Origin of the sequence: Burkholderia sola, assembly GCF_905400185.1 — a bacterium.
GTDB lineage: Bacteria > Pseudomonadota > Gammaproteobacteria > Burkholderiales > Burkholderiaceae > Burkholderia > Burkholderia sola.
Genome location: NZ_FR989676.1, coordinates 2,053,553 through 2,080,360 on the forward strand (window position 1 = coordinate 2,053,553; position 26,808 = coordinate 2,080,360).

The 26,808-nt window shown below is 66.7% G+C and carries 16 protein-coding genes; 9 read left to right on the forward strand and 7 right to left on the reverse strand.

The features are described 5' to 3' along the window. Window positions 1–22: 22 nt before the first annotated feature. From mgtA to KR541_RS25715, 3 genes are all read right to left on the reverse strand, one after another. A complete protein-coding gene (gene mgtA, locus KR541_RS25705) occupies window positions 23–2,788 on the reverse strand; it encodes a magnesium-translocating P-type ATPase (protein ID WP_089489756.1) in 2,766 nt (921 codons plus the stop codon). 716 nt (window positions 2,789–3,504) lie between these two features. Further along, a complete protein-coding gene (locus tag KR541_RS25710) occupies window positions 3,505–5,172 on the reverse strand; it encodes a S8 family peptidase (RefSeq protein WP_216089881.1) in 1,668 nt (555 codons plus the stop codon). After that, window positions 5,169–5,375 carry a hypothetical protein gene (locus KR541_RS25715; RefSeq protein ID WP_124631073.1) on the reverse strand — a complete coding sequence of 69 codons (207 nt, stop codon included), beginning with the start codon at window positions 5,373–5,375 and terminating at the stop codon, window positions 5,169–5,171. Before KR541_RS25715 ends, KR541_RS25710 begins: the two co-directional genes overlap by 4 nt. Window positions 5,376–5,588: 213 nt before the next feature. Between KR541_RS25715 and KR541_RS25720 the strand changes: the two genes are divergently transcribed. Next, window positions 5,589–6,485: a glutamate/aspartate ABC transporter substrate-binding protein gene (locus KR541_RS25720; RefSeq protein ID WP_089489435.1), complete on the forward strand. Its 897-nt coding sequence runs from the start codon at window positions 5,589–5,591 to the stop codon at window positions 6,483–6,485. Window positions 6,486–6,560: 75 nt separating this feature from the next. Here the strand turns inward: KR541_RS25720 and KR541_RS25725 are convergent, their stop codons facing one another. After that, on the reverse strand, window positions 6,561–7,085 hold the full coding sequence (locus KR541_RS25725; RefSeq protein WP_050012798.1) for a hypothetical protein: 525 nt from the start codon (window positions 7,083–7,085) through the stop codon (window positions 6,561–6,563). A gap of 291 nt (window positions 7,086–7,376) precedes the next feature. Between KR541_RS25725 and KR541_RS25730 the strand changes: the two genes are divergently transcribed. Both KR541_RS25730 and KR541_RS25735 read left to right on the forward strand, forming a co-directional pair. Then, a complete protein-coding gene (locus KR541_RS25730; RefSeq protein ID WP_050012797.1) occupies window positions 7,377–8,624 on the forward strand; it encodes a multidrug effflux MFS transporter in 1,248 nt (415 codons plus the stop codon). Between the two features lie 20 nt (window positions 8,625–8,644). Then, window positions 8,645–9,166 (forward strand): GNAT family N-acetyltransferase, encoded by a 522-nt coding sequence (locus KR541_RS25735; protein WP_050012796.1) that lies wholly within the window; start codon window positions 8,645–8,647, stop codon window positions 9,164–9,166. Window positions 9,167–9,194: 28 nt separating this feature from the next. Here KR541_RS25735 and KR541_RS25740 read toward each other — a convergent pair whose 3' ends face one another. The 3 genes from KR541_RS25740 to KR541_RS25750 form a co-directional block, all read right to left on the reverse strand. Next, on the reverse strand, window positions 9,195–9,884 hold the full coding sequence (locus tag KR541_RS25740; protein WP_124631076.1) for a hypothetical protein: 690 nt from the start codon (window positions 9,882–9,884) through the stop codon (window positions 9,195–9,197). A 131-nt stretch (window positions 9,885–10,015) separates the two neighbouring features. Continuing rightward, complete coding sequence (gene pbpC, locus KR541_RS25745; RefSeq protein ID WP_050012794.1) at window positions 10,016–12,268, reverse strand: penicillin-binding protein 1C; 2,253 nt, start codon at window positions 12,266–12,268, stop codon at window positions 10,016–10,018. 11 nt (window positions 12,269–12,279) lie between these two features. Beyond that, entirely contained in the window at window positions 12,280–18,330 is a 6,051-nt protein-coding gene (locus KR541_RS25750) for an alpha-2-macroglobulin family protein (RefSeq protein ID WP_050012793.1), read from the reverse strand. 310 nt (window positions 18,331–18,640) lie between these two features. Here KR541_RS25750 and KR541_RS25755 point away from each other — a divergent pair, with 310 nt between their 5' ends. The 6 genes from KR541_RS25755 to KR541_RS25780 all read left to right on the forward strand — a co-directional run bounded on the left by KR541_RS25755 (window position 18,641) and on the right by KR541_RS25780 (window position 26,803). Beyond that, on the forward strand, window positions 18,641–19,147 hold the full coding sequence (locus KR541_RS25755) for a sugar dehydrogenase complex small subunit (RefSeq protein WP_050012792.1): 507 nt from the start codon (window positions 18,641–18,643) through the stop codon (window positions 19,145–19,147). Next, window positions 19,147–20,766 (forward strand): GMC family oxidoreductase, encoded by a 1,620-nt coding sequence (locus KR541_RS25760; protein WP_069617960.1) that lies wholly within the window; start codon window positions 19,147–19,149, stop codon window positions 20,764–20,766. The genes KR541_RS25755 and KR541_RS25760 overlap by 1 nt, the downstream gene beginning before the upstream one ends. 2 nt (window positions 20,767–20,768) lie before the next feature. Further along, window positions 20,769–22,046 (forward strand): cytochrome c, encoded by a 1,278-nt coding sequence (locus tag KR541_RS25765; protein WP_050012790.1) that lies wholly within the window; start codon window positions 20,769–20,771, stop codon window positions 22,044–22,046. 175 nt (window positions 22,047–22,221) lie between these two features. Then, complete coding sequence (locus KR541_RS25770) at window positions 22,222–22,641, forward strand: DoxX family protein (RefSeq protein ID WP_050012789.1); 420 nt, start codon at window positions 22,222–22,224, stop codon at window positions 22,639–22,641. Window positions 22,642–22,703: 62 nt separating this feature from the next. Beyond that, on the forward strand, window positions 22,704–23,810 hold the full coding sequence (locus KR541_RS25775; protein WP_089489432.1) for a porin: 1,107 nt from the start codon (window positions 22,704–22,706) through the stop codon (window positions 23,808–23,810). 488 nt (window positions 23,811–24,298) lie between these two features. Beyond that, window positions 24,299–26,803, forward strand: coding sequence for a type VI secretion system Vgr family protein (locus KR541_RS25780; RefSeq protein ID WP_216089882.1), 2,505 nt, complete (start codon window positions 24,299–24,301; stop codon window positions 26,801–26,803). Window positions 26,804–26,808 lie beyond the last annotated feature (5 nt).

Sequence of the window (26,808 nt, forward strand, 5' to 3'; positions counted from 1 at the left end):
GCACGTCGTCATCGGCGCGACATCAGAACCACTGCTTGTAGCGACGCACGTAGATCGTCTTGACGATTTGCGCGAGCACGATGTAGCCGACCATCGTCGCGGCGAGCCAGAGCCAGTAGGTGCCCGGCAGGTGCATGAAGCCGATCGCGTCCGCGAACGGCGAGAACGGCAGCCAGCAGCCGATCGCGATCGCGGTGACGGTCGACAGCAGCACCGGCAGCGACGCGGTGCTCTGCAGGAACGGGATCTTCTGCGTGCGCAGCAGGTGCACGACGAGCGTCTGCGATACGAGGCTCTCGATGAACCAGCCCGAATTCATCACGATCTGGCCGCTCGCGCCGCCGTTCAGGTGATACAGCGCGCCCGCCCCGAACACGGTCCACATCAGGATGTACGTCGTGATGTCGAATACCGACGACGTCGGCCCGACCCACAGCATGAAGCGGCCGATGTTGCCGGCTTCCCACTTGCGCGGCTTCTTCAGGAACTCGGGATCCATCTTGTCCCACGGCAGCAGCATCTGCGACGTGTCGTAGATCAGGTTCAGCACGAGCAGCTGCGTCGCGAGCATCGGCTCCCACGGCAGGAACGCGCTGGCGACGAGCACCGAGAACACGTTGCCGAAGTTCGAGCTGGCGGTCATGTTCAGGTACTTCAGGATGTTGCCGAACGTCTCGCGGCCCTTGATCACGCCTTCCTCCAGCACCATCAGGCTCTTTTCGAGCAGGATGATGTCGGCGGTTTCCTTTGCGATATCGGCGCCGCTGTCGACCGAGATGCCGACGTCCGCGTCGCGCAGCGCGGGCGCGTCGTTGATGCCGTCGCCGAGGAAGCCGACCGTGTGGCCGTTCGCCTGCAGCGCCTTGACGATGCGCGCCTTCTGCAGCGGCGTGAGCTTCGCGAACACGGTCGTGCGTTCGACCGCCTGCGCAAGTGTTGCATCGTCGAGCGCTTCGATCTCGGTGCCGAGCATCGGCTTGGCCGGCTCGAGGCCGACCTGGCGGCACACCTTCATCGTGACGGTCGGGTTGTCGCCCGTCAGCACCTTCACCGCGACGCCGTTCTCGCGCAGCGCGGCGAGCGCCGGCGCGGCCGATTCCTTCGGCGGATCGAGGAAGGTCAGGAAGCCGCGCACGACGAGGTCGCGCTCGTCGGCGGTGCGGTATTGCGCGCGTTCGTCGCCGCGCGGGATCGTGCGCGTCGCGAGCACGAGCACGCGGAAGCCGTCCTCGTTGTACGCGGTGGCCTGTTCGAGCAGCCGCTTGCGGGCGACGAAGTCGAGCGGGCGCACGCCGTCTTCATCCTGCACGTGCGTGGACACCGCCAGCATTTCCTCGACCGCGCCCTTGCAGATCAGCAGATGCGTGCCGTGCGTATCCTCGACGACGACCGACAGGCGCCGCCGCACGAAATCGAACGGCAGTTCGTCGATTTTCTTGTAACCCCGCGGCTTCACGCGGTCGCCGATCTCGTCGGCGCGCGCGACGACCGCGATGTCGATCAGGTTCTTCTGGCCGCTCTGGTGGAAGCTGTTCAGCCAGCCGAGCCGCAGGATGTCCTCGTTCTTGTGGCCGGACAGGTCGAGGTGGTGTTCGAGGATGATCTTGTCCTGCGTGAGCGTGCCGGTCTTGTCGGTGCACAGCACGTCCATCGCGCCGAAGTTCTGCACCGAGTTCAGCCGCTTGACGACGACCTTGCGGCGCGCCATCGCGACCGCGCCGCGCGCGAGGTTCGCGCTGACGATCATCGGCAGCATCTCGGGCGTGAGGCCGACGGCCACCGCGAGCGCGAACGTGAGGGCGCTCAGCCAGTCGCCCTTGGTCAGGCCGTTGATCATGAATACGATCGGCACCATCACGAACATGAACTTGATCAGCAGCCAGCTCACGCTCGCGACGCCGCGGTCGAAGCTCGTCTCGATGCGCTTGTGGCTCACGACGTTGCGCGCGAGCGAGCCGAAGTACGTATCTTCGCCGGTCGCGACGACGACGGCCGTCGCCGTGCCGCTGACGACGTTGGTGCCCATGAAGCAGACGTTCTCGAGATCGAGCAGCGATGCCGGTGCGTCGTTCGCCGCGCCGGCTGCATGCGTGCTCGCGGATTTGCCGGCCACCGCGCCGAGCGTGTCGTACTTCTCGACGGGCAGCGCCTCGCCGGTCAGCACGGCCTGGCTGATGAACAGGTCGCGCGACGCGAGCAGCCGCACGTCGGCGGGGATCATGTCGCCGGCGGAAAGATGCACGATGTCGCCCGTCACCACTTCGCGCATCGGCACCTCGCGGCGCGCCGGCTCCGACGTGTCGGTCACCGCGCGCTGCACGGTCGCCGTCGTGCGGACCATCGCCTTGAGCTTCTCGGCTGCGCGCAGCGAACGGAATTCCTGCACGAAGCGCAGCAGCGCGCTGATCGTGACCATCGTCAGCAGGATGGTCATGCCGACGTAATCGCGATCGTCGGGCGCCGCAAAGTAGACGTCGGTGCAGAAGCTGATGGCGGCCAGCACCAGCAGCACGTAGACGAACGGGTTGTGGAACGAGAGCAGCAACTGGCGGGTCCAGTGCGGCGGTTTGTCGTGCGCGATTTCGTTCGGGCCGTAGCGTTGCAGGCGGTCGGCGGCCTGGTCGTAGGTCAGGCCGCGTGTGCTGGTGCGCAGCGACTTCAGCGTGTCTTCGAGCGGGCGGGCCGCTTCCTGCGCGGCGCGCATGATGCGCGGGTCGTTCTGCTGGCCTGCGCCGGCCTTGATGAAGCCGCGCTGTTTCTTGTGCGAGGTGTTGTGTCGTGTCGTCATGAGTCGCTCCTTGCGCACGAGGCGGCGGGCGGGGAGCGGCCGTGACGTTATCGACGCACGAGCGCTCCCCGCCGCGTCGCGTCAGGCGCGATCGGCTGTGGGTCGGTAAAGGCGGGAACGCTCGCCGGCGCGCAGCATGCGGACGGCGTGTCGATGCGCAGCGTTGCACCGGCGAGCGGTAATCGACTACTGTCGTCTGAGTTCATCTGCACTCCTGTCGGTTGCGGATAGTCGGCACGGGCGATCGGCAGCGGCGCGCGCAACGAGGCGCGCGGCCGGACGGCACGCGAACGGCGGGCGCACGCGGCCGGCGCCGCGCGCAACGCGAACGCACGCGCACGACGGCGCGTCGCGTGCATTCGACAACATCGAAAATTCGGGCGGGAGATCTGGCCGATAGTCAGGCCGGAAGGGCGCCGCATCCTGCTTCCCGGGATGCGGCAGAAGACGAGGCTCTGCGCGTTTTCCTCAGGCAGCAGTCAAGTTGGTGATGCACCAACTACAACTCGCATCGGTGTTCACAGAACACTCCATGTAACTAGACGGGGGCGATGGTAATGGCTCGCTGTGCGAAGCGTCAACCCTTTTGTCAGGCGTTATTTCGAGATAATCGATCGCGCCAGTGCGCGTTCGCAGGCGTGTGCGACAGCCCGTCACGAAACAGCCGCGCGCATCCCATGTCGGCATGCGCGCGGCCGTGTCGAACGAGGCGCCGGTTACTGGTTCGCAGTCGCGACGGCGGCCCCTGCATCGAGGATGCCCGAGCCTGCGGGCAGCGCGGTGCACGACGTGCCGGCCGCGAGCTTCGCCGCGCGCGTGCCGCCTTGCAGCTTCTGCAGGATCTGCGCGGGCGTGAGGTTGCCGTTCACCGACAGCATCAGCGCGGCGACCCCCGTCACCTGCGGCGCCGCGAGGCTGGTGCCGTTCGCGGGGCCATAGGTGTCCGAGCCCGGCGTCGTCGTGCCGGTGTTCGACGTCGACAGGATGTTGACGCCCGGCGCGCTCAGCGCGACGTCGGCGCCGAAGTTGCTGAACGACGCGCGGCGGCCCGTCGCGTCGGTCGCGGCGACGGTGATCACGCCGCGGCAGTTGGCGGGCTGGTCGAGCCCGGTCGACAGGCCGTCGTTGCCGGCCGCGACGACCACGGTCACGCCCTTCGCGGTCACGTCGTCGATCGCCTGCTGGAACGTCGTGCTGCAGGCGCCGACCCCGCCGAGGCTCAGGTTGATGATCTTCGCCGGCCGCGGGTTCGTCGGTACGCCGACGACGTTGATGCCGGCTGCCCAGCGCATGCCGTCCGCGATGTCGCTCGTCACGCCGCCGCACTTGCCGAGTACGCGCACGGGCAGGATCTGGCCGAGCCACGATACGCCGGCGACGCCGGTGCCGTTGTTGGCGGTCGCGCCGATCACGCCCATCACGCGCGTGCCGTGCCAGCTGCTGTTGCTCGGCTGGCTTGCGCAGTGATAGTACGGGCCGTTGACGTTGTCGATTTCCTGCTGCGTGACCCAGTCGCCCGGATCGGTTGCGTCCGGGCCGCGCGTCAAGCCGTTGTTGCTGGTGTTGACGTTGCTGATGAAGCTGTAGCCGGACAGCAGGTTGCCGACGAGATCGCCGTGCGGCCGATAGCCGGTATCGAGCACGGCCGTGACGACGGTCGGCGAACCCTTGGTCACGTTCCATGCCGGTGGCAGGTCGATGCCGGCGGCCGGGTCGGACAGGTACCACTGCTGGTTGTAGAGCGGATCGCTCGGCGTGTCGCGGATCTGCATCGGGTGATCCGGCTCCGCGTAGTCGACATCGCTGTCGGCCGCGAACGCCTGGGCGAGCGCGGCGGCATCGGCGGCGGCCATGCGCTGACCGAGCGACAGCACGGCCGCGCCGCTCGAGATCGTTCGTTCGACCTGCACGTTCACCGGCGTTTGCCCGACCGTGCTCGCGTACGCGCGTGCGTTGCCGGTCACGGGCGCCGTCCAGCGCGTCATTGCACGCTGGATCACCGCATCGAGTCGCGAGCCGTTGTCGATGGTCGCCATCGCGCGCGTGGCCGTCAGCGTTTTCAGCTTGACGATGAGGTGATCGACCGGCGGCTCGACCGGTGCGGTCTGCGCGGCCATCTGTACGGCGGCCTCCTGCGACGTGCACGCATTGCCGCCGGACGATGTGGGCGGGGCGGTCGGGGTGGGTGCGGGAGCGGGCGTCGGAGCGGGGGCCGGTGTCGGTGTCGGTGCGGGGGACGCGTTGGACGAAGAAGGGTTGCTGCCATCGCCGCCGCCTCCGCCGCAACCGGCGAGGGGCAGGAGAGCGGCGGCGGACAGCATACCGGCGAGCATGCGCGCATGGGCGGGGCGCGCCAGCGCGAAATTGAAGCGTTTGGCTTTCATGTTGAAAGTCGATCCTCGAAGATAACCGTCGTGCCGGCGGTGGTGCCTGGTCCGGCGCACACCGGACCTTGTTTTTGTTCGGCGCACGCAGCGCTGCTGCGACGCGCCATACATTGGGTAACGGCTGATGAGGCGGCTTCTTGAATATGTTTTGTGTGAAAAAGGGGCGAGACGCAAACGATTGCGATGCTGTCTTGCAGCATGAACGCGCGTTTGGAACGAGTGATCTGTTCATCGGGTGCAAGATTGCAGGCGGTCGACCCGGCGAAACGTTCGGCACAGGCGCTTTTGCGCGCCGCGGAAACGATTTTCTCGGTGAGGCCGCGACAGCGGCCGCTTGACGCTTTCCCCGATGCGGCGCGAATTTTGTTGGGCGTACGATCGCGATTCGATCAACGTTTCGTCAGGAGAAAAGCATGGATCGCCGCTTTCGTTGGCTGGCCGTTGCGCTCGCGTGCGCGCTGGCGGGTACCGCGCACGCGCAGGCCCTCACCGGTACGCTGAAGAAGATCAAGGACACGGGCGTCGTGTCGCTGGGTATCCGCGAATCGTCGGTGCCGTTCTCGTATTCGGACAACCAGCAGAAGAACATCGGCTATTCGCGCGACATCGCGTCGCGCATCATCGACCGGTTGAAGACCGATCTGAACCTGCCGAACCTCGCGGTGAAGGAAATCCCGATCACGTCGCAGAACCGGATTCCGCTGCTGCAGAACGGGACGATCGACTTCGAATGCGGGTCGACGACGAATACGCTCGAACGGCAAAGGCAGGCCGCGTTCTCGAACAGCATCTTTCTGTACGGCATCCGTTTCAGCACGCGCAAGGATTCGGGCGTGAAGGACTTCGCGGACCTGGCCGGCAAGACGGTCGCGACGACGGCCGGCACGTCGGACGAACGTCTGCTGCGCAAGCTCAACGAAGAGAAGGCGATGAACATGACGATCATCAGCGCGAAGGATCATGCCGAAGCGTTCATGAACGTCACGACCGGGCGCGCGGTCGCGTTCGTGATGGACGAACCGCTGCTGTACGGCGAGATCGCGAAGGACCGCAATCCGGGTGCGTATACGGTCGCGGGCACGCCGCTCGTCCACGAAAATTACGCGTGCATGATGCGCAGGGACGATCCGGCGTTCAAGCAAGTGGTCGACGGCGTGATCGCGAAGATGCAAACCTCGGGCGCGGCCGAGAAGCTGTACGACCAGTGGTTCATGCAGCCGATTCCGCCGAAGGGCGTGAGCCTCAACTATCCGCTGTCGGCGGAGATGAAGCAGCTGTTCAGGAATCCGACGGATCAGGCGCAGTACTGATTCGGCCGTCGCAACGAAAAACCGCCGGCAGGTGCCGGCGGTTCGAGCGCAGAGCGCCGAGCGGCGCGAAGCGCGTCAGGCCTTGATCTCCGGGCCGCGCGCGGCGGGTGCGGCCGGTGCCGCCGACGGCATCGGCGGCCGTGCCGGGGCGATGACGAGCACCGGTTGGGGAGCGGCCCACGCCGGTATCGCGAACCCGACGGGCTGCGGCATCGGCATCGCGAACGCGTTGGCGAGCGCAATGTGCTGCAGCGCCATCATCTGCTGCTGCATCGCGACCATCTGCGCCTGCGCCGCCTGCATCCGGTACTGCGCGGCCTGTATTTGCCGCAACGCCGCCGCGGGCGGCACGCCGCCCGACGACGACGTCTGCATCTCGAAGCTCGCGCCGCCTTGCGGGCTACGCCAGCGCCACGTGCTGACCTTCATCGGGCCGACGGCCGTCTGGACGACGCGCGTTTCGGCTTTCACGGGCACGGCCTGCCCGTCGACATTGACGAGCATCGGTTGGGCGGCCGCCGCCGCGCCGGCCTGCCCGGCCAGCGCGAACGCGGGCACCAGCGCCAGCGCGCCCGCCGCCATATACGAACGGAATCGCATCTTCGTATCTCCATCAAACGAGACTGAATCAACAATGACGTACGGCTCACGGAATGAGCCATCCGAGACAATGCGACCGTCGGCTTAAATCAACATTAAAACTGCCGTCGGTCGGCCCGATCCGCGCATTCCATGATGCGCCGCCATCGGCATTCAACCTCGCCCGCGCCAGGGTAATCCTGTCGCCCGGTGCAACAACGGGCACAATACGGAATTCGCCACCACCGCACGCATGTTCGACATCCGAACACTGCGGTGCGGCACTGCTGCCCGACCTCCTTCCCGGTCCTCATGAACGCCACGCCCACTCCCGCGCGCGAGTCGAATTCGCCGCGCTTCCTGCTGTTCCTGATCTGCCTGTTCGCGTCCGCCGGCCAGCTCGCGATCGATATCTACGTGCCCGCGCTGCCCGACATGGCCCGTTCGTTCGCGACCACGCCGCAGGCGATCCAGTCGAGCGTGTCCGGCTACATGGCGGCCTACGCGCTCGGCCAGTTGATCTTCGGGCCGATCGCGGACGCCTACGGACGCAAGCGCGTGCTTGCGTTCGGGCTCGTGATCTACACGATCGGCTGTCTGCTGTCGCTGGGCGCGTCGAACCTCGAGACGTTCATACTCGCGCGCTGCCTGCAGGGCTTCGGAATCGCGACCACCAACCTGCTGGCGAAGGCGATCATCACCGATTCGTTCTCCGGCCAGGCGTTGATGCACGCGTTCACCTACATGTCGATCGCGTGGGGGCTCGCGCCGATCATCGCGCCGGTGATCGGCGCGCACCTGCAGGAATGGTTCGGCTGGCGCGCATGCCTCGTGTTCCTGCTGGTCTACTCGCTGGCGATGTGGGCGCTGCTGTGGCGCTACCGCGAAACCTTGCCGAGGCCCGTGCATCTCGAGCCGCGCACGTTGATGGCGAACACGGGCAAGGTGCTGGCGAGCCCGGTGTTCCAGAGCTGTTTCCTCGCCCAGGGGCTGTGCTACAGCATCCTGCTGGTGTTCAACATCGTCGGGCCGTTCATGGTGCAGACCACGCTGCACAAGCCGCCGACCTTCTTCGGGTATCTCGCGCTCGGCATCGGCCTCATGTATTTCCTCGGCGGCCTGTCGAACCGGATTCACGGCCGCGGGCTGCCGAGCGCCGAGCAACGGCTGCGTATCGGCGCGCGCGTGATGGCGGGCGCGTCGATCGCGATGCTGGTGCTGGCGCTGACCGTCGGCCTGCGCGTGTGGACGCTCGCGACGCCGGTGCTCGTGATGGGCTTCTGCGCGGGCGCGATGTATCCGACGCTGATGGCCAAGGGCAATTCGCTGTTTCCGCATATCGCCGGCCTGACGAGCGCGATTCTCGGCTGTGCGCTGCTGCTCGTGTCGTCCGCGATGATGGGTCTGGCCGGTTTCGTGTCGATTCACGTGCTGACGCCGCTCGCGGTGTTCTTCGTCGCGTTGTCGTTCATCGTCGTGTGGATGGTGACGAAGCTGCTGCGGTATCTGTCGCAGCAGCAGGCGGCGCCGGTGGTGTGCGGGCGCGGGGAGGCGGCGTAAGCGCGGATGGTGATCGACTCATGAACCGGATCCTGCTGAATCGCGTCGCCCGGTCCGACGCCGCCGATCTGATCGCCGGCAACCGCGCGAACCGGAGCCATCATCTGCCGTGGGTCGATTCGTTCATCGACCAGGCCGGGTTCGATCAATGGTTCGCCCGCTGCCTGACGGGGCCGAACGTCGGATTGGTCGCGCGCGAGCGGGCGTCGGGCGCGGTGGTCGGCGTGGTGAATCTCAACGAGATCGTCGGCGGGGTGTTTCAGAGCGCTTATCTTGCGTACTACGGAATGGCGGATTTCAGCCGCAAGGGGTTGATGACGGACGCGTTGCGCGCGGCGATCGACGTCGCGTTCGGCGAACTCGGGCTGCACCGGCTCGAAGCCAACATCCAGCCCGGCAACCATGCGTCGATCGCGCTGGTTCGACGGCTCGGTTTCCGGCAAGAGGGATTTTCGCCGCGCTATCTGCGCATCGGCGGCGAATGGCGCGACCACGAGCGTTGGGCGTTGCTGGCCGACGACGCGCGCGAAGCCGGCGCCTGACGGTCGATTCTCGTCCCCCTCGCATCGCTTACAGCGGATGGGCGGCCCCGGCCTGCTGCAACAGCGACACGGCCACCGGATCCGGCAGTCCGTTCGAATCGATCGCCCCGGCTTTGCCCAGCGCGACGAGATCGCTGTCGACGCCCGGTTGCCCGACCACGAACGACGTGGTCAGGAACGCCGGCGCGGCGAGCGTGACCGCATAGCGCTGCTGCAGGTTCGTCACCACGGCCGATTGCGCGGCCTGCACGGTGTCCGGGCTGTTCATCGCCCGCTGGTAGCGCAGGGTGCCCTGGAAATTGCCGATCAGCCCGGCCGTGTTCGTCCCGAGTTGCGCCGCGAGATAGACGAGCATCAGCTCGGTCTCGGGCGTCGTGTTGAAGGTGCCGCCCGCATAGGCGAGCGAATGCAGGCTCGCGCCGCCCGACGCCACGGTGATCACGCATGGCAGCGCCGCGTTGAGCGTCACATGGTAGTTGCCGCCGCCGTCCGTCAGCGTCGTTGCCGAGCCCGCCGCGCAGTTGACCGTGACTTGCGCGCTCGCGAGCGCGTCGCCCGTCGCGGCCGTGCCCGACAGCGAGACGGTTTGCGTGTTGTCGTTGAAGCACGCGTCGACGCCGAAGCAGGCCTCGCCGTTGCAGGCGGGGAGGGCGGCGAGCGTTGCGACGCACAAAACGCCCAGCGCGGGGCGGGTGAAGCGCGTAAGGCGAATGTTCATGGTCGCGGGCAATCCGAGAGAATGAGGCAACCGGTGCGCGTGGGGGAATGCGGCGCTGTTGTCATTCTATGTCGTGATCCGGGGAAAGCGAATACGGCCGGCCGATAAGACCGCCTCACCGCCTCACCGCCTCAGCGCTTGCGCGCACCCGGCTTCGCGAACGCGCCGCGCACCTCGAAGCCGATCGCGTCGGCGACGTTGCCGCGCGCATCGACGAGTTCGAGCCGGTGTCGGCCCGGCCACGGCAGCCACGCGACGCGATCGGCATGGCCGATCACCTTGTCGTCGAGCCGCCACGCGAACTTCGTCGCGTGCCCGGCCGATCGCTCGAACCAGATCCGCTGGTTCTTCGGCGGAATGTCGGGGTCGATCGCGAAGATCGTGCCGTCGGTCGGCGCGCCGATCGTCAGCGGCGCACGCGCACCGTCCTTGCCTGGCGCGACGGGCGCCGCGAGCCGGATCGTGTCGACCGCCGTGCCCGCGATGAACCATTCGTTGCGGGCCGGCTCGATGTCGCGCTCGAACGCGATGCGGCGCGTCTCGACGCCGGCCGGCGCGCGCGGCGCACGGCTCGGCAGGTCGCGATGCAGGTAGCCGACGACGGCCGACCACACGGGCGACGCGCCCGTGACGCCCGACACGTCCCACATCGGCGAGCCGTCCGCATTGCCGACCCACACGCCGACCGTATAGCGCGACGTGAAACCGATCGTCCAGTTGTCGCGCATGTCCTTGCTCGTGCCGGTCTTGACCGCCGAGAAGAAGCGCGTCGCGAGCGGGTTGTCGAAGCCGAACGTGCGCACGCGTGCGTTGTTGTCGGACAGGATGTCGGTGACGACGAAGCTGGCCGCGTCGCTGAACACGCGCGTGCCGGCGTCCATCCGCGCGGGCGCCGAGGCGCCGGATGCGCCGGATGCCGGCGTCGGCGCCGTGGCGGGCAGGTCGACGACCTTGCGCGCGACGCCGCCGTTCGCGAGCGCGCGGTATGCATTGGTCAGCGACAGCAGCGTGACGTCCGCACTCCCGAGCGCCAGGCTGAAGCCGTAGTAATCGCCTTCCTGCGCGAGCGGCAGGCCGAGCGCGGTCAGCGTGCGCGCGAAGCGGTGCGGCGTGACGAGCACCAGCGTGCGCACGGCCGGCACGTTCAGCGAGCCGCCGAGCGCGCTGCGCACGCTCACCCAGCCCTTGAAATCCTTGTCGTAGTTCTGCGGAATGTAGAGGCCGCCGCCGGCGGCGAGGTTGATCGGCGCGTCGTCGAGCAGCGACGCGGCAGTCAGCCGCTTCTCGTCGATCGCCTGCGCATAGAGGAACGGCTTGAGCGTCGAGCCGGCCTGGCGCGGCGCGAGCACGGCATCGACGTCGCGCGCGCTCGACAGCGCCCCCGACGAGCCAACCCACGCGCGGATCTCGCCGGTCGCGTTGTCGATCACGACGACCGCGCCGTCCTGCACGTTGCGCCGATGCGCGGGTGCGTTCAGTTCGGTCAGCGCGCGCATCAGCGTGTCGCGCGCGAAGCGCTGCAGCGGCGCATCGAGCGTCGTGCGGATCTGCGCGCCGGCCGCCGGCTTGACCTCGGCCGCGATGCGTCGCGCGAAATGCGGGGCGAGGGCGGCGCCGTCGTCGCGTACGGCGTTGGCCGGGCGCGCGGTGACGAGCTGCACGTAGCCGTCGAGCGATGCGCACGCCTGCGCGGCCTGCATGTCGCGCAGGATCCGGCACGCGCGTTCGGCGATCTTCGCGGGCGCCGCGTTGGGCGCACGCACGAGTGCGGCGGCGATCGCGGCCTCGCGCGCGTCGAGGCCCGACGGCGCCTTGCCGAACAGCACCTGCGACAGCGCGCCGAGCCCGATCGTCTCGCCGCGAAACGGCACCAGGTTCAGGTACGCCTCGAGGATCTGGTCCTTGCGCCAGCTGCGTTCGAGCCACAGCGCGTTCACGGCCTGCGTGGCCTTTTGCGGCAGCGAGCGCTGGCCCGAGCGGCGCGGCGAATCGCTGAGCAGGCCCGCGAGCTGCATCGTCACGGTCGACGCGCCGCGCGTGCGCTCGTTCCACAGGTTGCCCCATGCCGCGCCGGCAATCCCGCGCCAGTCGACGCCGCTGTGTTCGTAGAAGCGCTTGTCCTCGGACACGACGATCGCCTCGCGGAACGCGGGCGATACGTCGGCGAGCGACACCCAGTCGCCGCGCCGTTCGGTGCGGTCGATGCGCGTACGCTGCAGCGGCGTGCCGTCGCGCGCGAGCAGCACCCAGTCGGAGCTGCGCCAGTTGCGGCGCACGTCGTCGTAGCCGGGCAGCGCATGCGCGACGAGCGGCGCGGCCAGCACGACGGCGACGAATACGCGGCCGGCGAAACGCGCCGGCCGCGGCAAAGCCAGATCGATCATCGCTTGCCCGGTTACTTGCCCGCGTCGGCCGGCTTCACGGTCATCGGCGGGTTCGGCCACAAACCGTACACGGACGGCGCATACAGCGCCTCGACGCGCGTCGGCGGCAATCCGAACGTGCCGACGTTGTTCAGCCGCACCGTGTACTCGACCGAGAATTTGCCCTTCGGCAAATAGTCGTAGTACGCGCGATAGCCGTCGAAGTCGCGCTCGATGAACGCCGGCCACGCGCCGTCGGGGGTTTTCTCGCCCTGCGTCGCGGCTTCGGAATCGCGGCCGAGGCCCGACCCGAGGATCGTCGCGCCGGCCGGAATCGGATCGTTGACGGCGACCCACGTCATGTCGCTCTGCGCGTCGATGTCGAGATGGACGCGCACGACGTCGCCGCGCGTGAGCACACCCTTGACGGCTGGCGACACGGGCGTGACGGTTTTCGTGATCCGGTAGCCGGCCGCGAACGGCGCGCGCAGCGGCACCGCCGCGAGGCTTTCGACCGTGGCCCACGGGCGGCCCGTGCCGTCCTGCGTGACCGACAGCGTGGCCGGCCCCTGCGACGCACGCGGCCACGGCATCAGCACGCTGCGCGCGGCGGCCGCGCGGGTCGCCGGCGTGGCCGACGCAGGCGCATCGGCGGGCGCGGCCGATGCCGCTTGCGACCACGAGATCGAACGCTCGTCGCCGCCCAGCGCCACCTTCGTCGCGCCGGCGACCGGCGTGCTCTCGTAGGTCCGCGAGAAGCGCTCGACTGCGAGCAGGCCGAGTGCGTTCGACGTCGTCGTCTGCCATGCGCCTTGACGTTGCAGCGCGAGCAGGCCGGCGGTCACGCGCGGCATTTCGTCCTTCCATGCCGGGTCGCCCGCGAATTCCAGCGCGAGGCGCGCGGCGTTGGTCTCGTTGCTGGTCATCAGCCACCACAGGTCGTCGTCGCGCGCGGTCGAGAACACGAGTTGCGTGCCCTGGTAAGTCAGGCGCGCCCGCAGGATCTGGTCGACCTGCGCGCGTTTCTCGTCGCGTTGCGGGATGTCCTTCACGCGCGTGAGGATCGCGTGATAGTCGATCACCGCCGAGGTCGGCCACTGGTTCGGCGCGATCTCGATCGAACCGAGCATGCGGCCCTGCGCGGCGCCGTAGCGCGACAGCGCCTCGATCGCGGCGAGCTTGCGCAGGTCGCGATCCTGGCGCGGCGCCCACGCGTTGCGCTCGAGGCGGCCGTCGACGAAGCGCGCGAGCCCGGCCTCGAGCTGCGTGCGCAGGTCTTCCGGCAGCGCGAAGCGCGGATCGAGGCGGCTGGCTTCGTCGGACACCACGAGAAGATACGACGACAGCGTCGGGCTGCCATGATGCGAATCGTCGGACGACGGCGGGAAGTAGCTCGCCAGCCCGTCGCTGTCGAGATAGACGGGCATGCGCGCGATCAGCGCCTGCCATTGCGCGGGGTCGCGCAGCCCGATCGCACGCGACGTCTGCTGTTCGAGGCAGCGATACGGATAGCGTTCGAACCAGCGCCGCACGCCGGGCAGGCCGTCGGCGAGCTTCGACTGCAGCGACACGGCGATGCCGCCGCGCGGCACGCCTTGTGCGTTGCTCACAGCGCCGGCCGGGGCCGCGACGGGCACCGTCAGCGTGCCGTCGACCTGCGCGAGCGTCGCCTGCTGCACGGTCACCGGCAGCGCGGGCACGACCTTCTGCGCGACGGCCAGCGCGTCGGACGCGCGCTTGCCGCCTTGCTCGGCCGCCTCGATGCGCCAGTTCAGCGCACCGGCCGCATCGAGCGCCTGTTCGGGCACGGTGATCGTCCACGCGACCTCGGTCGCCGCATTCGCGGCCAGCGACACGGTTTGCGGTGCGACGTCGAGGCCTGTCACGCGCGGCGTCACGACGACCTGCATCGCGCGGTCGGTCGTGTTGCGCAGCGTGACCTGCGCACGGAACGCGTCGCCTTCGCGCACGAGCGGCGGCAGGCCGGAGATCAGTTGCAGATCCTGCGTGCTGCGGATCGACGTGCTGCCCGTGCCGAAACGGTCGGGGCCGACCGCCGCGATCGCGACGATCCGGAAGCGCGTGAGCGCGTCGTTCAGCGGCACCTCGACGGTTGCGCTGCCGTTCGCGTCGAGCGTCACGCGCGGGTTCCACAGCAGCAGCGTGTCGAACAGCTCGCGGGTCGGTGCGCTGCCGCCCCCGCCGCCGGCCGGCACGGCTTTGCGGCCGAAGTGGCGGCGGCCGACGATTTCCATCTGCGCGGTGGCCGTCTCGACGCCGTACGCGCGCCGGCGCAGCATCGCGTCGAGCAGGTCCCAGCTGTTGTTCGGCATCAGTTCGAGCAGCGCCTCGTCGACGGCCGCGATCGCAATCTGCGTGCCGGCCGGTGCCGGCTGACCGTTCGGCAGCGTGACCTTCACGTGCGCCTGCGCCTTGCTGCGTACCGTGTAGCGGGTCGCGTCGGTCGTCACGGTCACGCCGAGGCGATGAACGCCCGTGCCGACCTTGATCTCGCTGAGGCCATAGCGGAACGCGGGCTTCGACAGGTCGACGAACGCGGTCGGCGCCTCATAGTGGCGGCCTTCGCGCCAGAACGCGCGCGCCCATTCGACCGGCGCCTTCCAGCCCCACGTGAAGAACGAGTACCACGGCACCTCGCGAATCCGCCCGCGCAGCGCGAGTACCGACACGTAGACGTTCGGCCCCCACGATTCGCCGACCTTCAGGTCGACGGTCGGGTTCTTGCCGTTCAGCTCGACGATGTGCGTTTCCATCACGCCGCCGCGCTCGACCGCGACGAGCGCGGTCGCGTAGCGGAACGGCATGCGCACCTGGAAGCGGGCCGTTTCGCCCGGTTCGTACGACGTTTTCTCGGGGATCACGTCGATCCGGTCGGTGTTGTCGCCGCCGAACCAGAGCTCGTCCTCGCGCGTGACCCATACCGACGTCGACGCATTCGACGTTCGGCCGTCGCCGTCCTTCGCGACCGCGATCAGTTGCACGTTGCCGGCCTGCTCGAGCGTCGCGTCGCAGGCCATGCGGCCCTTGTCGTCGGTCTTGCCCGAGCACAGCACGCCGAGGTCGCGCGTATCGCTCTTGTTGTCGTACGCATAGAAGCCGCCGACCATCCGCTTGCGCGACGACGTCGTGATGCGCGCGACGCCCTTGATCTCGATCGGCACCGACGCGCGCGGCTTGCCCTGCAGGTCGACCGCCAGCGCCTGCACCGGCACGCGCTGGCCGACCGACACCCAGCGGCCGGCCTTGATGCCGGCCACCACCGCGGCCGGCCACAGGATCGTGTCGCCGCGGATCGTCTGCACTTCGCCGTTCGGGTCCGCGAACGTCGCCTCCAGCGCGATACGCTTCGGTGCGTCGACGTCGGGCAGGCCCTTGAGCGTGACCGAGCCCGCGCCGTTGCGGTCGAGCGTCAGCGGCAGCTTGTCGGCGATCAGCTTCGTCGCGTCGGGATCGTTGCTCGACGCCGCCGCCGACGCGTTGTCGCCGTCCTGCGCATCGTCGTCGGCATTGCCGTCGCTCGTGTCGGGGCGATACGGCGTGAAGCTGAAATCCTCGAAACGATCCGCGAACGGCGGCGATGCCCACTTCATCAGCGCCGACACCTGCACGGGCAGGTTCGATGCGCCGCCGCCCGACACGTAGTCGATCTGCACCGCGAGCGGCGCTTCCTTCACGGCGACGAGCGGGCTCTTCTGCGCGTCGCGCGCGCCGATCGAGCCTTTCAGCACCGGCAGGCGGAACGCCTCGACGCGGAAGCTGCCGCTGTAGTAGGTGGCGCTCGGCGCATCGTCCGGGCCGCCTTCGAGCTCGACGCTGTATTCGCCGAGCTTCGCGGCGGCCGGCAGCGTGAACTGCGAATCCGCGCTGTGGTCGGCCGCCCACGTGAGCGGCAGTTTGTACGTCTGGCCGGTGCCGAGATGGCGGATCGTCACGCGCGTCGGGTATTGCGACGGGAACGCGAGGCTCTGCAGCGTCTCGGTGCGGATGAAATGCTTCATCGACACGGTTTCGCCGGCGCGCAGCAGCGTGCGGTCGAACACCGTATGCGCGCGCACGGTCGGCGCGCTGTCGGTGTCGGTCGGCACGTTGAAGCGCCACGATTCGATCCCGCGGTTCCAGCCCGAGCTGACGAACGCCATGTCGGGGCCCGTCTTCGGATCGTCGACGCGCGCCGACACGAAGTAGTCGCTAAAGCGCTGTTCCGACGAGCTGCATTCGCGCTTCGGCTCGAACGGTCCGTCGATCTTCAGCAGGCCCTGCGCGTCGGTCTTGCCGGCCGCGATTTCGTCGCCGTTGCAGTCCGACACGCGGATCTGCGCATTCGGCACCGGCTTGCCCTTGTCGAGCGTCGTGACCCACACGAGGTTGTTTTCGCGGCCCTGTTTCAGGTGCACGCCGAGGTTCGTGACGAGCACGGCGGTGCGCACGTACATGCTCGACGGCTTCGCGAGCAGCGAGCGGCCGAGCGCGGGCGACGCGAGTTCGAGCACGTAGAAGCCAGGTTTCTCGATCGGCACGCCGACCACTTCGAACGGGCGCAGCGCTTTCGGATCGGCCTTCGGCAGCGTCAGCACCTGCGCGCCGGGCTCGCCCGCGAGCAGCGACAGCGAGCGCACGTCGATACGGCGGTTCTTCGGCGCGGGCTGCTTTTCGCCGGCCTCGAGCGGCACGTAGACCGGGCGTTGCCCCTTGCGCTCCAGCAGGCCGGGAATCTGGTCGTCGACCGAGCCGGCCGTCATCGACCAGTTGTCGAAGCGATCGACGGTGCGCATCCATTGGCGGATCGCGGTGTCGTTCTCGACCTTCAGGTTCGCGAATTGCGCGCCGCCCGCGTTGAGGCCCGCGATATGCAGGTCGGCCTCGACGTTGCGCAGCGTGACGGGCACCAGCGCGGGCGTGCCGGGCTCGGCGAAGCGCTCGACGATTCCGAAGGTGCCCGACGAGAATTTCGCGAGCGGCGGCATCGGCGCGGTGCGCGTCGCGAGCGGGAACAGGTCCGCGTTGGACAGCGGCCGGTCGGTCACGTCGTGCAGGCCCGACGGCAGCTCGACGGTGAGAGCCGCCTGCGCGGGCAGCGGCGGGTTGAACGTGACGGTCGTCACTTCCTCGCTGTGATCGTCGGCCGCGAAGGTCGGCGACAGCGAACCGTCGGGGCCGCGCAGCTTGATCGCTTCGGCCTGCTTGCGCGCGATCGGCGCGTTGAACGACAGCGTGAGCGGGCGCAGCGGCGTGCAGGGCGCCTTCGCGTTCTCGCGTTCGCACGAGAAGCTCGCCGCGAACGGTGCGCGCACGGTGAAATCGAAGCGTCGTTCGGTTTCGTTCGCGATGCCGCTCGGGCTCGCGACGCCCTTGCCGTACACGAGCTGCATCTTCGCGCTCGCCGGCAGCGCCTGCGAGCACGACAGCGTCAGCACGCGCGCGGCCTCCTTCTTCAGCCCGAAATGATCGAGCAGCGCGTTGCGCGTCTCGTCGTCGGCCGCCGTGACGGGAATGCGGTTGCCGATGCCGGCCGCTTCGCACCAGATGTTCGCGAGCGCCGAACGCGGCTCGGCCGGGCCGTTCAGCTTCATCACGAAGACCTGCCGCTCCTCGATCTCGCGGGAGCCGGGGCGCACCGACACCGGGAACGGGCCGCCCGTCTGGAACGTGAAGCGACGCGGGCCGCTGACCGCATTGCCGGCGACCGAGCGCAGCGTGTCGTTGAGCGCGACCGAGCAGCGTACGCCGGGCGGCAGGTCGCTTTCGAAATCGTAAACCCAGGTCTTGTCGTCGAGCCAGTGGCCCGAGCCGCGCGCGGCCGTCGAATCGTTGCAGGTCACGCGCGCCGGATTCGGCGCAGAGGCCGAGCCGAACGCGACCATCGGTTCGTCGAACTTCACGACGCTCTGCCGGACTTCGGTGACGGTGCCTTGCGGCGACACGCTCACCGTGCGCGCCGCGCCCGCATGCAGCGACAGCGCGGCGGCGCCGCCGAGCGCCGCGACGGCGCCGATGCGCCAGAGCAGCCGGGTCGTGTGGTGGGTGTGGTTCGTTTCTTTGTTGTGCTTGTCGTGCTGCTTCATCGCTCGATTGCCCTCGGAGGGAAGCTTTCTGTTTGATTGCACGGGATTCTAACCGACCGCCGCGCGCGCGCAGCACGGCGTGCAGGTGCAGTGTGTGGTCGGCGCGCGACACGGGCGTGCCCGCGGCAGATTTGTCGCGCCGACGACACAAAATTGCAGCGAAATATCGATTGTCGCGGATTGCGGAACATTTAATGGACTATAAAAAGATTGTTCGATCCGATTTGTGCGCGTACATTTCAGGGCCGCGCCAATGTTTGAGAAATATCAAGCGTGGTTTTCCCGAATCCGGTGTTCGAGAGAAGGAAACATGCACAACGACAACACCCCCCAATCGCGTCGTGACAACGACGCAGCCGTAACCGGCATCACGCGGCGTCAATGGCTGCAGGGCGCACTGGCGCTGACGGCGGCGGGCCTCACCGGCTCGCTGGCGTTGCGGGCCCTGGCCGACGATCCGGCCACCGCGCCGCTCGATACGTTCATGACGCTTTCCGAAGCATTGACCGGCAAGAAAGGGCTGAGCCGCGTCACCGGCGAGCGCTATCTGCAGGCGCTGCAGAAGGGCTCGTTCAAGACGGCCGACAGCCTGTCGCAACTCGCCGGTGCGCTCGCATCCGGCTCGCTGAATCCCGACCAGGAATCGCTCGCATTGACGATTCTCGGCGCGTGGTATCTCGGCATCGTCGACAACGTCGTGATTACTTACGAAGAAGCATTAATGTTCAGCGTGGTGTCCGATACCCTCGTAATCCCTTCGTATTGCCCCAACAAACCCGGCTTCTGGGCCGAAAAACCGATCGAGAGGCAAGCCTGATGGCCGATACCGATACGCAAAAAGCCGACATCGTCGTCGTCGGATCGGGTGTCGCCGGCGCGATCGTTGCACACCAGCTCGCGATGGCGGGCAAGTCCGTGATCCTGCTGGAAGCCGGCCCGCGCATGCCGCGCTGGGAAATCGTCGAGCGTTTTCGCAACCAGCCCGACAAGACCGATTTCATGGCGCCGTACCCGTCGAGCCCGTGGGCGCCGCATCCGGAATACGGCCCGCCGAACGACTACCTGATCCTGAAGGGCGAGCACAAGTTCAACTCGCAGTACATCCGCGCGGTGGGCGGCACGACGTGGCACTGGGCCGCGTCGGCGTGGCGCTTCATCCCGAACGACTTCAAGATGAAGACCGTGTACGGCGTCGGCCGCGACTGGCCGATCCAGTACGACGACCTCGAGCATTACTACCAGCGCGCCGAGGAAGAGCTCGGCGTGTGGGGCCCGGGCCCCGAGGAAGATCTGTACTCGCCGCGCAAGCAGGCATACCCGATGCCGCCGCTGCCGTTGTCGTTCAACGAGCAGACCATCAAGAGCGCGCTGAACGGCTATGACCCGAAGTTCCACGTGGTGACCGAGCCCGTCGCGCGCAACAGCCGCCCGTACGACGGCCGGCCGACTTGTTGCGGGAACAACAACTGCATGCCGATCTGCCCGATCGGTGCGATGTACAACGGCATCGTCCACGTCGAGAAGGCCGAGCAGGCCGGCGCGAAGCTGATCGACAGCGCGGTCGTCTACAAGCTCGAGACTGGGCCGGACAAGCGCATCGTCGCCGCGATCTACAAGGACAAGACGGGCGCCGACCATCGCGTCGAGGGCAAGTATTTCGTGCTCGCCGCCAACGGCATCGAGACGCCGAAGATCCTGCTGATGTCCGCGAACCGCGATTTCCCGAACGGCGTCGCGAACAGTTCCGACATGGTCGGCCGCAACCTGATGGACCATCCGGGCACCGGCGTGTCGTTCTACGCGAACGAGAAGCTGTGGCCGGGCCGCGGCCCGCAGGAGATGACGTCGCTGATCGGTTTCCGCGACGGCCCGTTCCGTGCGACCGAAGCCGCGAAGAAGATCCACCTGTCGAACATGTCGCGCATCAACCAGGAGACGCAGAAGATCTTCAAGGCCGGCAAGCTGATGAAGCACGAGGAGCTCGACGCGCAGATCCGCGACCGTTCCGCGCGCTACGTGCAGTTCGACTGCTTCCACGAAATCCTGCCGCAGCCCGAGAACCGCATCGTGCCGAGCAAGACGGCCACCGACGCGATCGGCATCCCGCGCCCCGAGATCACGTATGCGATCGACGATTACGTGAAGCGCGGCGCCGTGCACACGCGCGAGGTCTACGCGACGGCCGCGAAGGTGCTCGGCGGCACCGACGTCGTCTTCAACGACGAGTTCGCGCCGAACAACCACATCACCGGCGCGACGATCATGGGCGCGGATGCGCGCGACTCGGTCGTCGACAAGGACTGCCGCACGTTCGACCATCCGAACCTGTTCATCTCGAGCAGCTCGACGATGCCGACCGTCGGTACGGTGAACGTGACGCTGACGATCGCGGCGCTCGCGCTGCGGATGTCGGACACGCTGAAGAAGGAAGTCTGACCGTGCGGAAATCTACTCTCACCTTCCTCCTCGCCGGCTGCCTCGCGCTGCCGGGCCTCGCACGCGCGGCCGATTCGGCCGATCCGGCGCAAGTCAAGCGCGGCGAATACCTCGCGGTCGCGGGCGACTGCATGGCGTGCCACACCGCGAAGGGCGGCAAGCCGTTCGCGGGCGGCCTCGGCATGCCGGTGCCGATGCTCGGCAAGATCTATACGAGCAACATCACGCCCGACCCGGACACCGGCATCGGCAATTGGACGTTCGACGACTTCGAGCGCGCGGTGCGGCACGGCGTGTCGAAGAACGGCGCCAACCTGTACCCGGCGATGCCGTACGTGTCGTACGCGAAGATCAACGACGACGACGTGCAGGCGCTGTACGCGTACTTCATGCACGGCGTCGAGCCGGTCAAGCAGGCGCCGCCGAAGAACGAGATCCCCGCGCTGCTGAGCATGCGCTGGCCGCTGAAGATCTGGAACTGGCTGTTCCTGAAGGACGGCGTCTACCAGCCGAAGCCGGCGCAGAGCGCCGAGTGGAACCGCGGCGCGTATCTCGTGCAGGGCCTCGCGCATTGCAGCACGTGCCACACGCCGCGCGGCATCGCGATGCAGGAGAAGTCGCTCGACGAAACGGGCGGCAGCTTCCTGTCGGGCTCGGTGCTCGCGGGCTGGGACGGCTACAACATCACGTCCGACCCGAACGCGGGGATCGGCGGCTGGACACAGCAGCAGCTCGTCCAGTACCTGCGCACCGGCAGCGTGCCGGGCCTTGCGCAGGCGGCCGGCCCGATGGCCGAGGCTGTCGAGCACAGCTTCTCGAAGATGACCGAAGCCGACATCGGCGCGATCGCGACGTACATCCGGACGGTGCCGGCGGTGGCCAGCGGAGACGCGAAGCAGTCGCGCTCGTCGTGGGGCAAGCCGGCCGAGGACGGCCTGAAGCTGCGCGGCGTCGCGCTCGCGTCGTCTGGCATCGATCCGGCGCGGCTGTATCTCGGCAACTGCGCGACCTGCCACCAGATGCAAGGCAAGGGCACGCCGGACGGTTACTATCCGCCGCTGTTCCACAACTCGACGGTCGGCGCACCGAATCCGACCAACCTCGTGCAGGTGATCCTGAACGGCGTGCAGCGCAAGGCCGGCAGCGAGGACGTCGGGATGCCGGCATTCCGCCACGAGCTGTCGGATGCGCAGATCGCCGCGCTGACGAACTACGTGACCGGGCAGTTCGGCAATCCGGCCGCGAAGGTGACCGAGCAGGACGTCGCGAAGCTGCGCTGACGCGGCATGCGACGAAGCAGGGCGACAACGTAAAAGAGGAGGAGCACAGCACATCGGGCGGGCCCCGATGCCGGTTGTTGCAGAGCGGGGCGGGCGGCGCGATTGGCCGCTCGCTCCGGTTCACAGGCAATCCGGTGCGTGCGGTTGCGCGCGCATCGTTTTCGTTGATCACACCATGACACCGAATCAACCGTTTCTCGCGTCCCAGCGCGATGTGCTGCTGCTGCTGTCCCGAATCCTGCTCGTGATCCTGTTCGTGATGTTCGGCTGGAAGAAGATTATCGACTTCTCCGGTACGATCGCGTTCATGGGCAGCGAGGGCGCGCCGGCTCCGATCATCTCGGCGGCGATCTCCGTCGTGATGGAGCTGTTCGTCGGGATCGCGATCCTCGTCGGCTTCCAGACGCGGCCGCTCGCGCTGCTGCTTGCGCTGTATACGATCGGCACCGGCATCATCGGCCACCACTACTGGACGATGACGGGCGGCGAGCAGATCAACAACATGATTCATTTCTACAAGAACATCGCGATCTCGGGCGGCTTGCTTGCGCTCTGCGCGGCCGGCCCCGGACGTTTTTCGATCGATCGCGGATAAGCGACCCGAGGCGCGTGCATGGGGCGCGCGACGGACGGTCGAGACTTCGAGGGGGCATCATTTTGCGACTCAAATACTTCGCATGGCTGATTGCGGCCGCCACGCCGGCGGCTGCGTTTGCGCAGACGAGCGTCACGCTGTACGGCCGGATCGACGGCGGCATCGAATACCTGAACCACATCGCGAAGCCGAACGGCGGCAGCGGGACGCGCTGGAGCGCGGAAAGCGGCGACTGGGGCACCAGCATGTTCGGGCTGAAAGGTGTCGAGGATCTCGGCGGCGGGATGTCGACCGTCTTCAACCTGGAAACCGCGTTCCAGGTGATGAACGGCCAGACGGGCGGCGGGCGCATGTGGTCGCGGCGCGCGTACGTCGGGTTGAAGAGCAACACGTGGGGTCAACTGCAGGCCGGCCGCAACCTGTTCATCGACAGCGACGGCGTGTGGGAATTCGATCCGTTCGTGCAGCAGGCGTTTTCGTCGGCGTCGCTTGTGCGCGGCCGCAACTGGCAGCAGAGCAGCAACAACATCGAATATCACAGCCCGGTGATCGGCGGCTTCGACGTGCAGGCGCAATATGCGTTCGGCAACCAGTCGCGCGGCTTCAACTACGGCGCGGCCGACGATTTCGGCCGCTCGGACGGGATCATGATCTCGTACCACTCGCCGGTGCTCGACGTGCGCGGCATCTACGACGAACTGCGCGACAACAACGGCAAGTTCAGCAACATCTTCACGGCGTCGCGCGAGTACTTCGTCGGCGCGAACGTGAAGGTGTCGAAGTTCAAGATCCAGGGCGCGTATACGCACTACCAGGCGCCGGATAGCCCGGCTGGTGTCGCCGATCGTGCGGATCATTACTGGCTTGGTGCGACCTACTCGGCGACGCCGCAGTGGGCTGTGACAGGCGGCGGGTATTACGTGAAGGTGGGTGATGGCGGTGGAGACGCGTCGCACGATCCGTCGGGGCACGCGATCATGTACGTGCTCGGCACGACGTACAACCTGTCGAAACGGACGTTCCTGTATGGCACGGTCGCGTATGCCCGCAACGGCGGGAATTCGAACTTCTCGCTGATTGCGTCGCCGCGGGATGCGACGTCGGGGACGAGCCCGATGACGGGCGAGTCGCAGACGGGGGCGTATGTGGGGATGATGCATACGTTCTGAGTGTAGGCAACGCCAGATACGCAAAAGGCACGGGTGATGAACCCGTGCCTTTTGCGTTTACAGCGCTTGCGAAGCGTTCTGGCAAGCGTGCTGATGTCGGTCGGCGGAATCAGAGGCATCGTATCGGTTATGTGGCCGCGACATGTCGCTCTGCCATCGGTTCGCCGGCTCGGGCGTGGCTTACATACGTATCGCGTTGCGGGTGCAGTACACGCGCGATTGCGTCACACTTTCTAACGTTTGTGGACCGGAAACTTCAAGGCAAACGTCGGTTGCCCGATTTATCGCCGTCTGACTGATGCCAGCTACGGCGGGCACTTTCGCTGCAGACGTCGAATGCATCCCCCGACGGGCCGCGTGCCTATACTGCCCCGCGACATCGTTGTACTCGAAAGCATCACGTAAGCTCCCGTATCGATGAGATACCAATCGGCCGCCCGGCACCGCCCGGCGGCCGTTTTTGTTACTACACGGTACGGGGTAGCTTGATGGTTTCCGATCTCCTGAACAAGGCGCTGCGCACGCAATACGTGCAACACGGACGCATTGTCCGCCTCGATACGCCGCTTGGCGAAGACGGGTTGGTCCCGCTGTACGTCCGTGGGCGCGCGTGTCTCGGGAGAGACTTCGAATTCACGATCGACGCAACGTCGACGCGACTCGAAACGATTCAGGCGAAGGCGCTGATCCGGCAATCCGTGACGCTGTGGATTCGGCAAATGGACGGCAGCGAAATGCCAATTCACGGCTATGTGACTGCATTCAGTCGCCTGGGCGGGGACGGAGCCAATACCTACTACCAGCTCCGCTTCAATTCGTTCCTCGCGCTGCTGCGGCTCGGCAGTGACCGGCGCGACTGGATCGAGACTCCCGCGCAGCAAACCGTGTCCGATGTGCTTGGGAAGTATCCGCAGGCGGCCGGCAACTTTACTTGGCAACTGCGTCAATCGTTGCGCTCGTATTCTCAGCGGATGCAATGGGAATCCGACTGGAACTACGTCCATCGTACATTCGAAGAGCTTGGTCTTTTTCCGCGTTTCGATATCGCGCAGGACGGCAAGTCGCACAAGGTCGTCATCATGGACGATCTTTTCTCGGTTCCCGAATTGAAGCAAAAGACCATTTTGTTCAGCCGCTCGGTGCAGAACGAAGAATTCGATGGTCTGAGCGAGTGGATCGATTCGCAGGAAATTCAGTCGGCCGAACTCGACACAGGCACGTTCGACTACAAGCGCCCGGATCTTTCGAAGCACGTCACGATGCCTGCGTTCGATCTTGACGATGTACCGGGGCTGGGTGAGCAGTACGAATACACCGGGTCGCATACGTGGTCCGATCGCGACATGGGCGAGGCTCAGGCAAACGTTGTCACCGAGGAATGGCGCTCACGCGCGCAACGCTTCTACGGTGTGGGCGCATTGCGTTGCGCATGGCCTGGCCGCTATGGGGTGCTGAACGGGCACCCGGTGCACGATGCGCAGCCGGATCAGGATCGCGAAATGGCAATTCTCTCGGTGAACTGGCTCATTCAGAATAACGTGCCGGGACTCGAGAACCTGATGCGTTTTCGCAGGAGCCTGCGCGCTGAAGTCGAGCAAGCGCGCGCGAGCGGTGCGGGTTCGTCCGTACGCCATGACGACGGCGGCGTGGGATTCTTCCACGTCGAAATCGAGGCGCAACGGCGCCGCGTCGCGTTTCGTAGTCCGTTCGAACACAAGAAGCCGATCATGCAGCTTCAGACGGGCATCGTCGGCGGTCCCGAGGACGAAGAGATTTATACGGATGCGATGCTGCGTGCGAAGGTGCGGCTGACGTCCAATCGACTCAATGACGGCGACCAGAACGTGTCGGCGTGGATACGTGCGGCGATGCCCGATGCGGGCCACAAGCGCGGCGGCATGTTCCCGCTGCGCAAGAACGACGAAGTCTTGATTGGCTTCATCAACGGCAATTGCGATCGTCCCGTGATCCTGTCCAGAATGCACGGCGGCGAAAGCATGCCCGAATGGCACACGCACGGGCTGACTTCGGGCTTGCTGTCGCGCGAGTACGGCGGTGAAGGTTATAACCAACTGATGATGGACGACGCCAGTGGGCAGAACCGCGTGCATTTGTACTCGACGAGCTATAGCTCGCATTTGCACCTGGGCTATCTGATCCAGCACTCGGGCAACACGCGCGGCGCGTTCATCGGGCAGGGTTTTGACCTCAAGTCATTGAGCTATGGTGCGGTGCGGGCCGAGCAAGGGCTCTACGTTTCGACGCAACCTGCCACGACCCAACCGCTGAGTGTGACGGCAGCGTCCGAACAGCTTACCCGCGCCGAAGCGATGCTGGCGACGACGTCGAAGGCGAGCCAGACGAATCGCGCGCAGAGTCAACAAGACGGCCACGATGCACTAAAAACTTTCACGGACGCAACGCAGCATCCGGTGGCCGGCACGACCAAGGGCGGTCGCACGGCCGGCGGCGGCACGGGTAACGCGAACGGCTTTGCGAAGCCGATCATGCTGTTGTCCAGTCCGGAAGGCATTGCTGCATCGACGCAAGGGTCGGCGCATATCACGGCAAACAAGCAAACCAACGTGGTTGCCGGGGAAGACATCAACCTTGCAGCCGGTCGGGCGTTGCTCGCCAGTGTGTTGGAGCAAATCAGCCTGTTTGCGGAAAAACTCGGTGTCAAGGTCTACGCGGCGAGCGGCCCGATAGATCTCCAGGCCCAGAACGATTCGATGAGTTTGGCCGCCTCGCAAGATGTGAAGATTACGGCGGGCAAGAAGATGTATCTGTCGGTCGATGAGATCTGGATCGGCGCGAATGGCTCGTATATCAAGCTGACGGCGAACATGATCGAGAATGCAACGTCGGGCCAGATTGTAGAAAAGTGCGCGAATTGGGAGAAAGCAGGAGCGGCAAGCGGCACCTTGCAAAACCCGCTGCATTCGTCGCCGGTATCGGTCGACGGCGGGCGTTTTACGCTGTTCTCCGGTTGAGTCGC

Excerpts from the sequence above, each read along its gene's own strand:
- KR541_RS25755 (WP_050012792.1), top strand. The coding sequence starts at position 18,641 with ATGCACAACGACAACACCCCCCAATCGCGTCGTGACAACGACGCAGCC.
- mgtA (WP_089489756.1), bottom strand. The coding sequence starts at position 2,788 with ATGACGACACGACACAACACCTCGCACAAGAAACAGCGCGGCTTCATC.
- KR541_RS25780 (WP_216089882.1), top strand. The coding sequence starts at position 24,299 with ATGGTTTCCGATCTCCTGAACAAGGCGCTGCGCACGCAATACGTGCAA.
- KR541_RS25760 (WP_069617960.1), top strand. The coding sequence starts at position 19,147 with ATGGCCGATACCGATACGCAAAAAGCCGACATCGTCGTCGTCGGATCG.
- KR541_RS25710 (WP_216089881.1), bottom strand. The coding sequence starts at position 5,172 with ATGAAAGCCAAACGCTTCAATTTCGCGCTGGCGCGCCCCGCCCATGCG.
- KR541_RS25715 (WP_124631073.1), bottom strand. The coding sequence starts at position 5,375 with ATGCTGCAAGACAGCATCGCAATCGTTTGCGTCTCGCCCCTTTTTCAC.
- pbpC (WP_050012794.1), bottom strand. The coding sequence starts at position 12,268 with ATGATCGATCTGGCTTTGCCGCGGCCGGCGCGTTTCGCCGGCCGCGTA.
- KR541_RS25725 (WP_050012798.1), bottom strand. The coding sequence starts at position 7,085 with ATGCGATTCCGTTCGTATATGGCGGCGGGCGCGCTGGCGCTGGTGCCC.
- KR541_RS25720 (WP_089489435.1), top strand. The coding sequence starts at position 5,589 with ATGGATCGCCGCTTTCGTTGGCTGGCCGTTGCGCTCGCGTGCGCGCTG.
- KR541_RS25735 (WP_050012796.1), top strand. The coding sequence starts at position 8,645 with ATGAACCGGATCCTGCTGAATCGCGTCGCCCGGTCCGACGCCGCCGAT.
- KR541_RS25750 (WP_050012793.1), bottom strand. The coding sequence starts at position 18,330 with ATGAAGCAGCACGACAAGCACAACAAAGAAACGAACCACACCCACCAC.
- KR541_RS25730 (WP_050012797.1), top strand. The coding sequence starts at position 7,377 with ATGAACGCCACGCCCACTCCCGCGCGCGAGTCGAATTCGCCGCGCTTC.
- KR541_RS25770 (WP_050012789.1), top strand. The coding sequence starts at position 22,222 with ATGACACCGAATCAACCGTTTCTCGCGTCCCAGCGCGATGTGCTGCTG.
- KR541_RS25740 (WP_124631076.1), bottom strand. The coding sequence starts at position 9,884 with ATGAACATTCGCCTTACGCGCTTCACCCGCCCCGCGCTGGGCGTTTTG.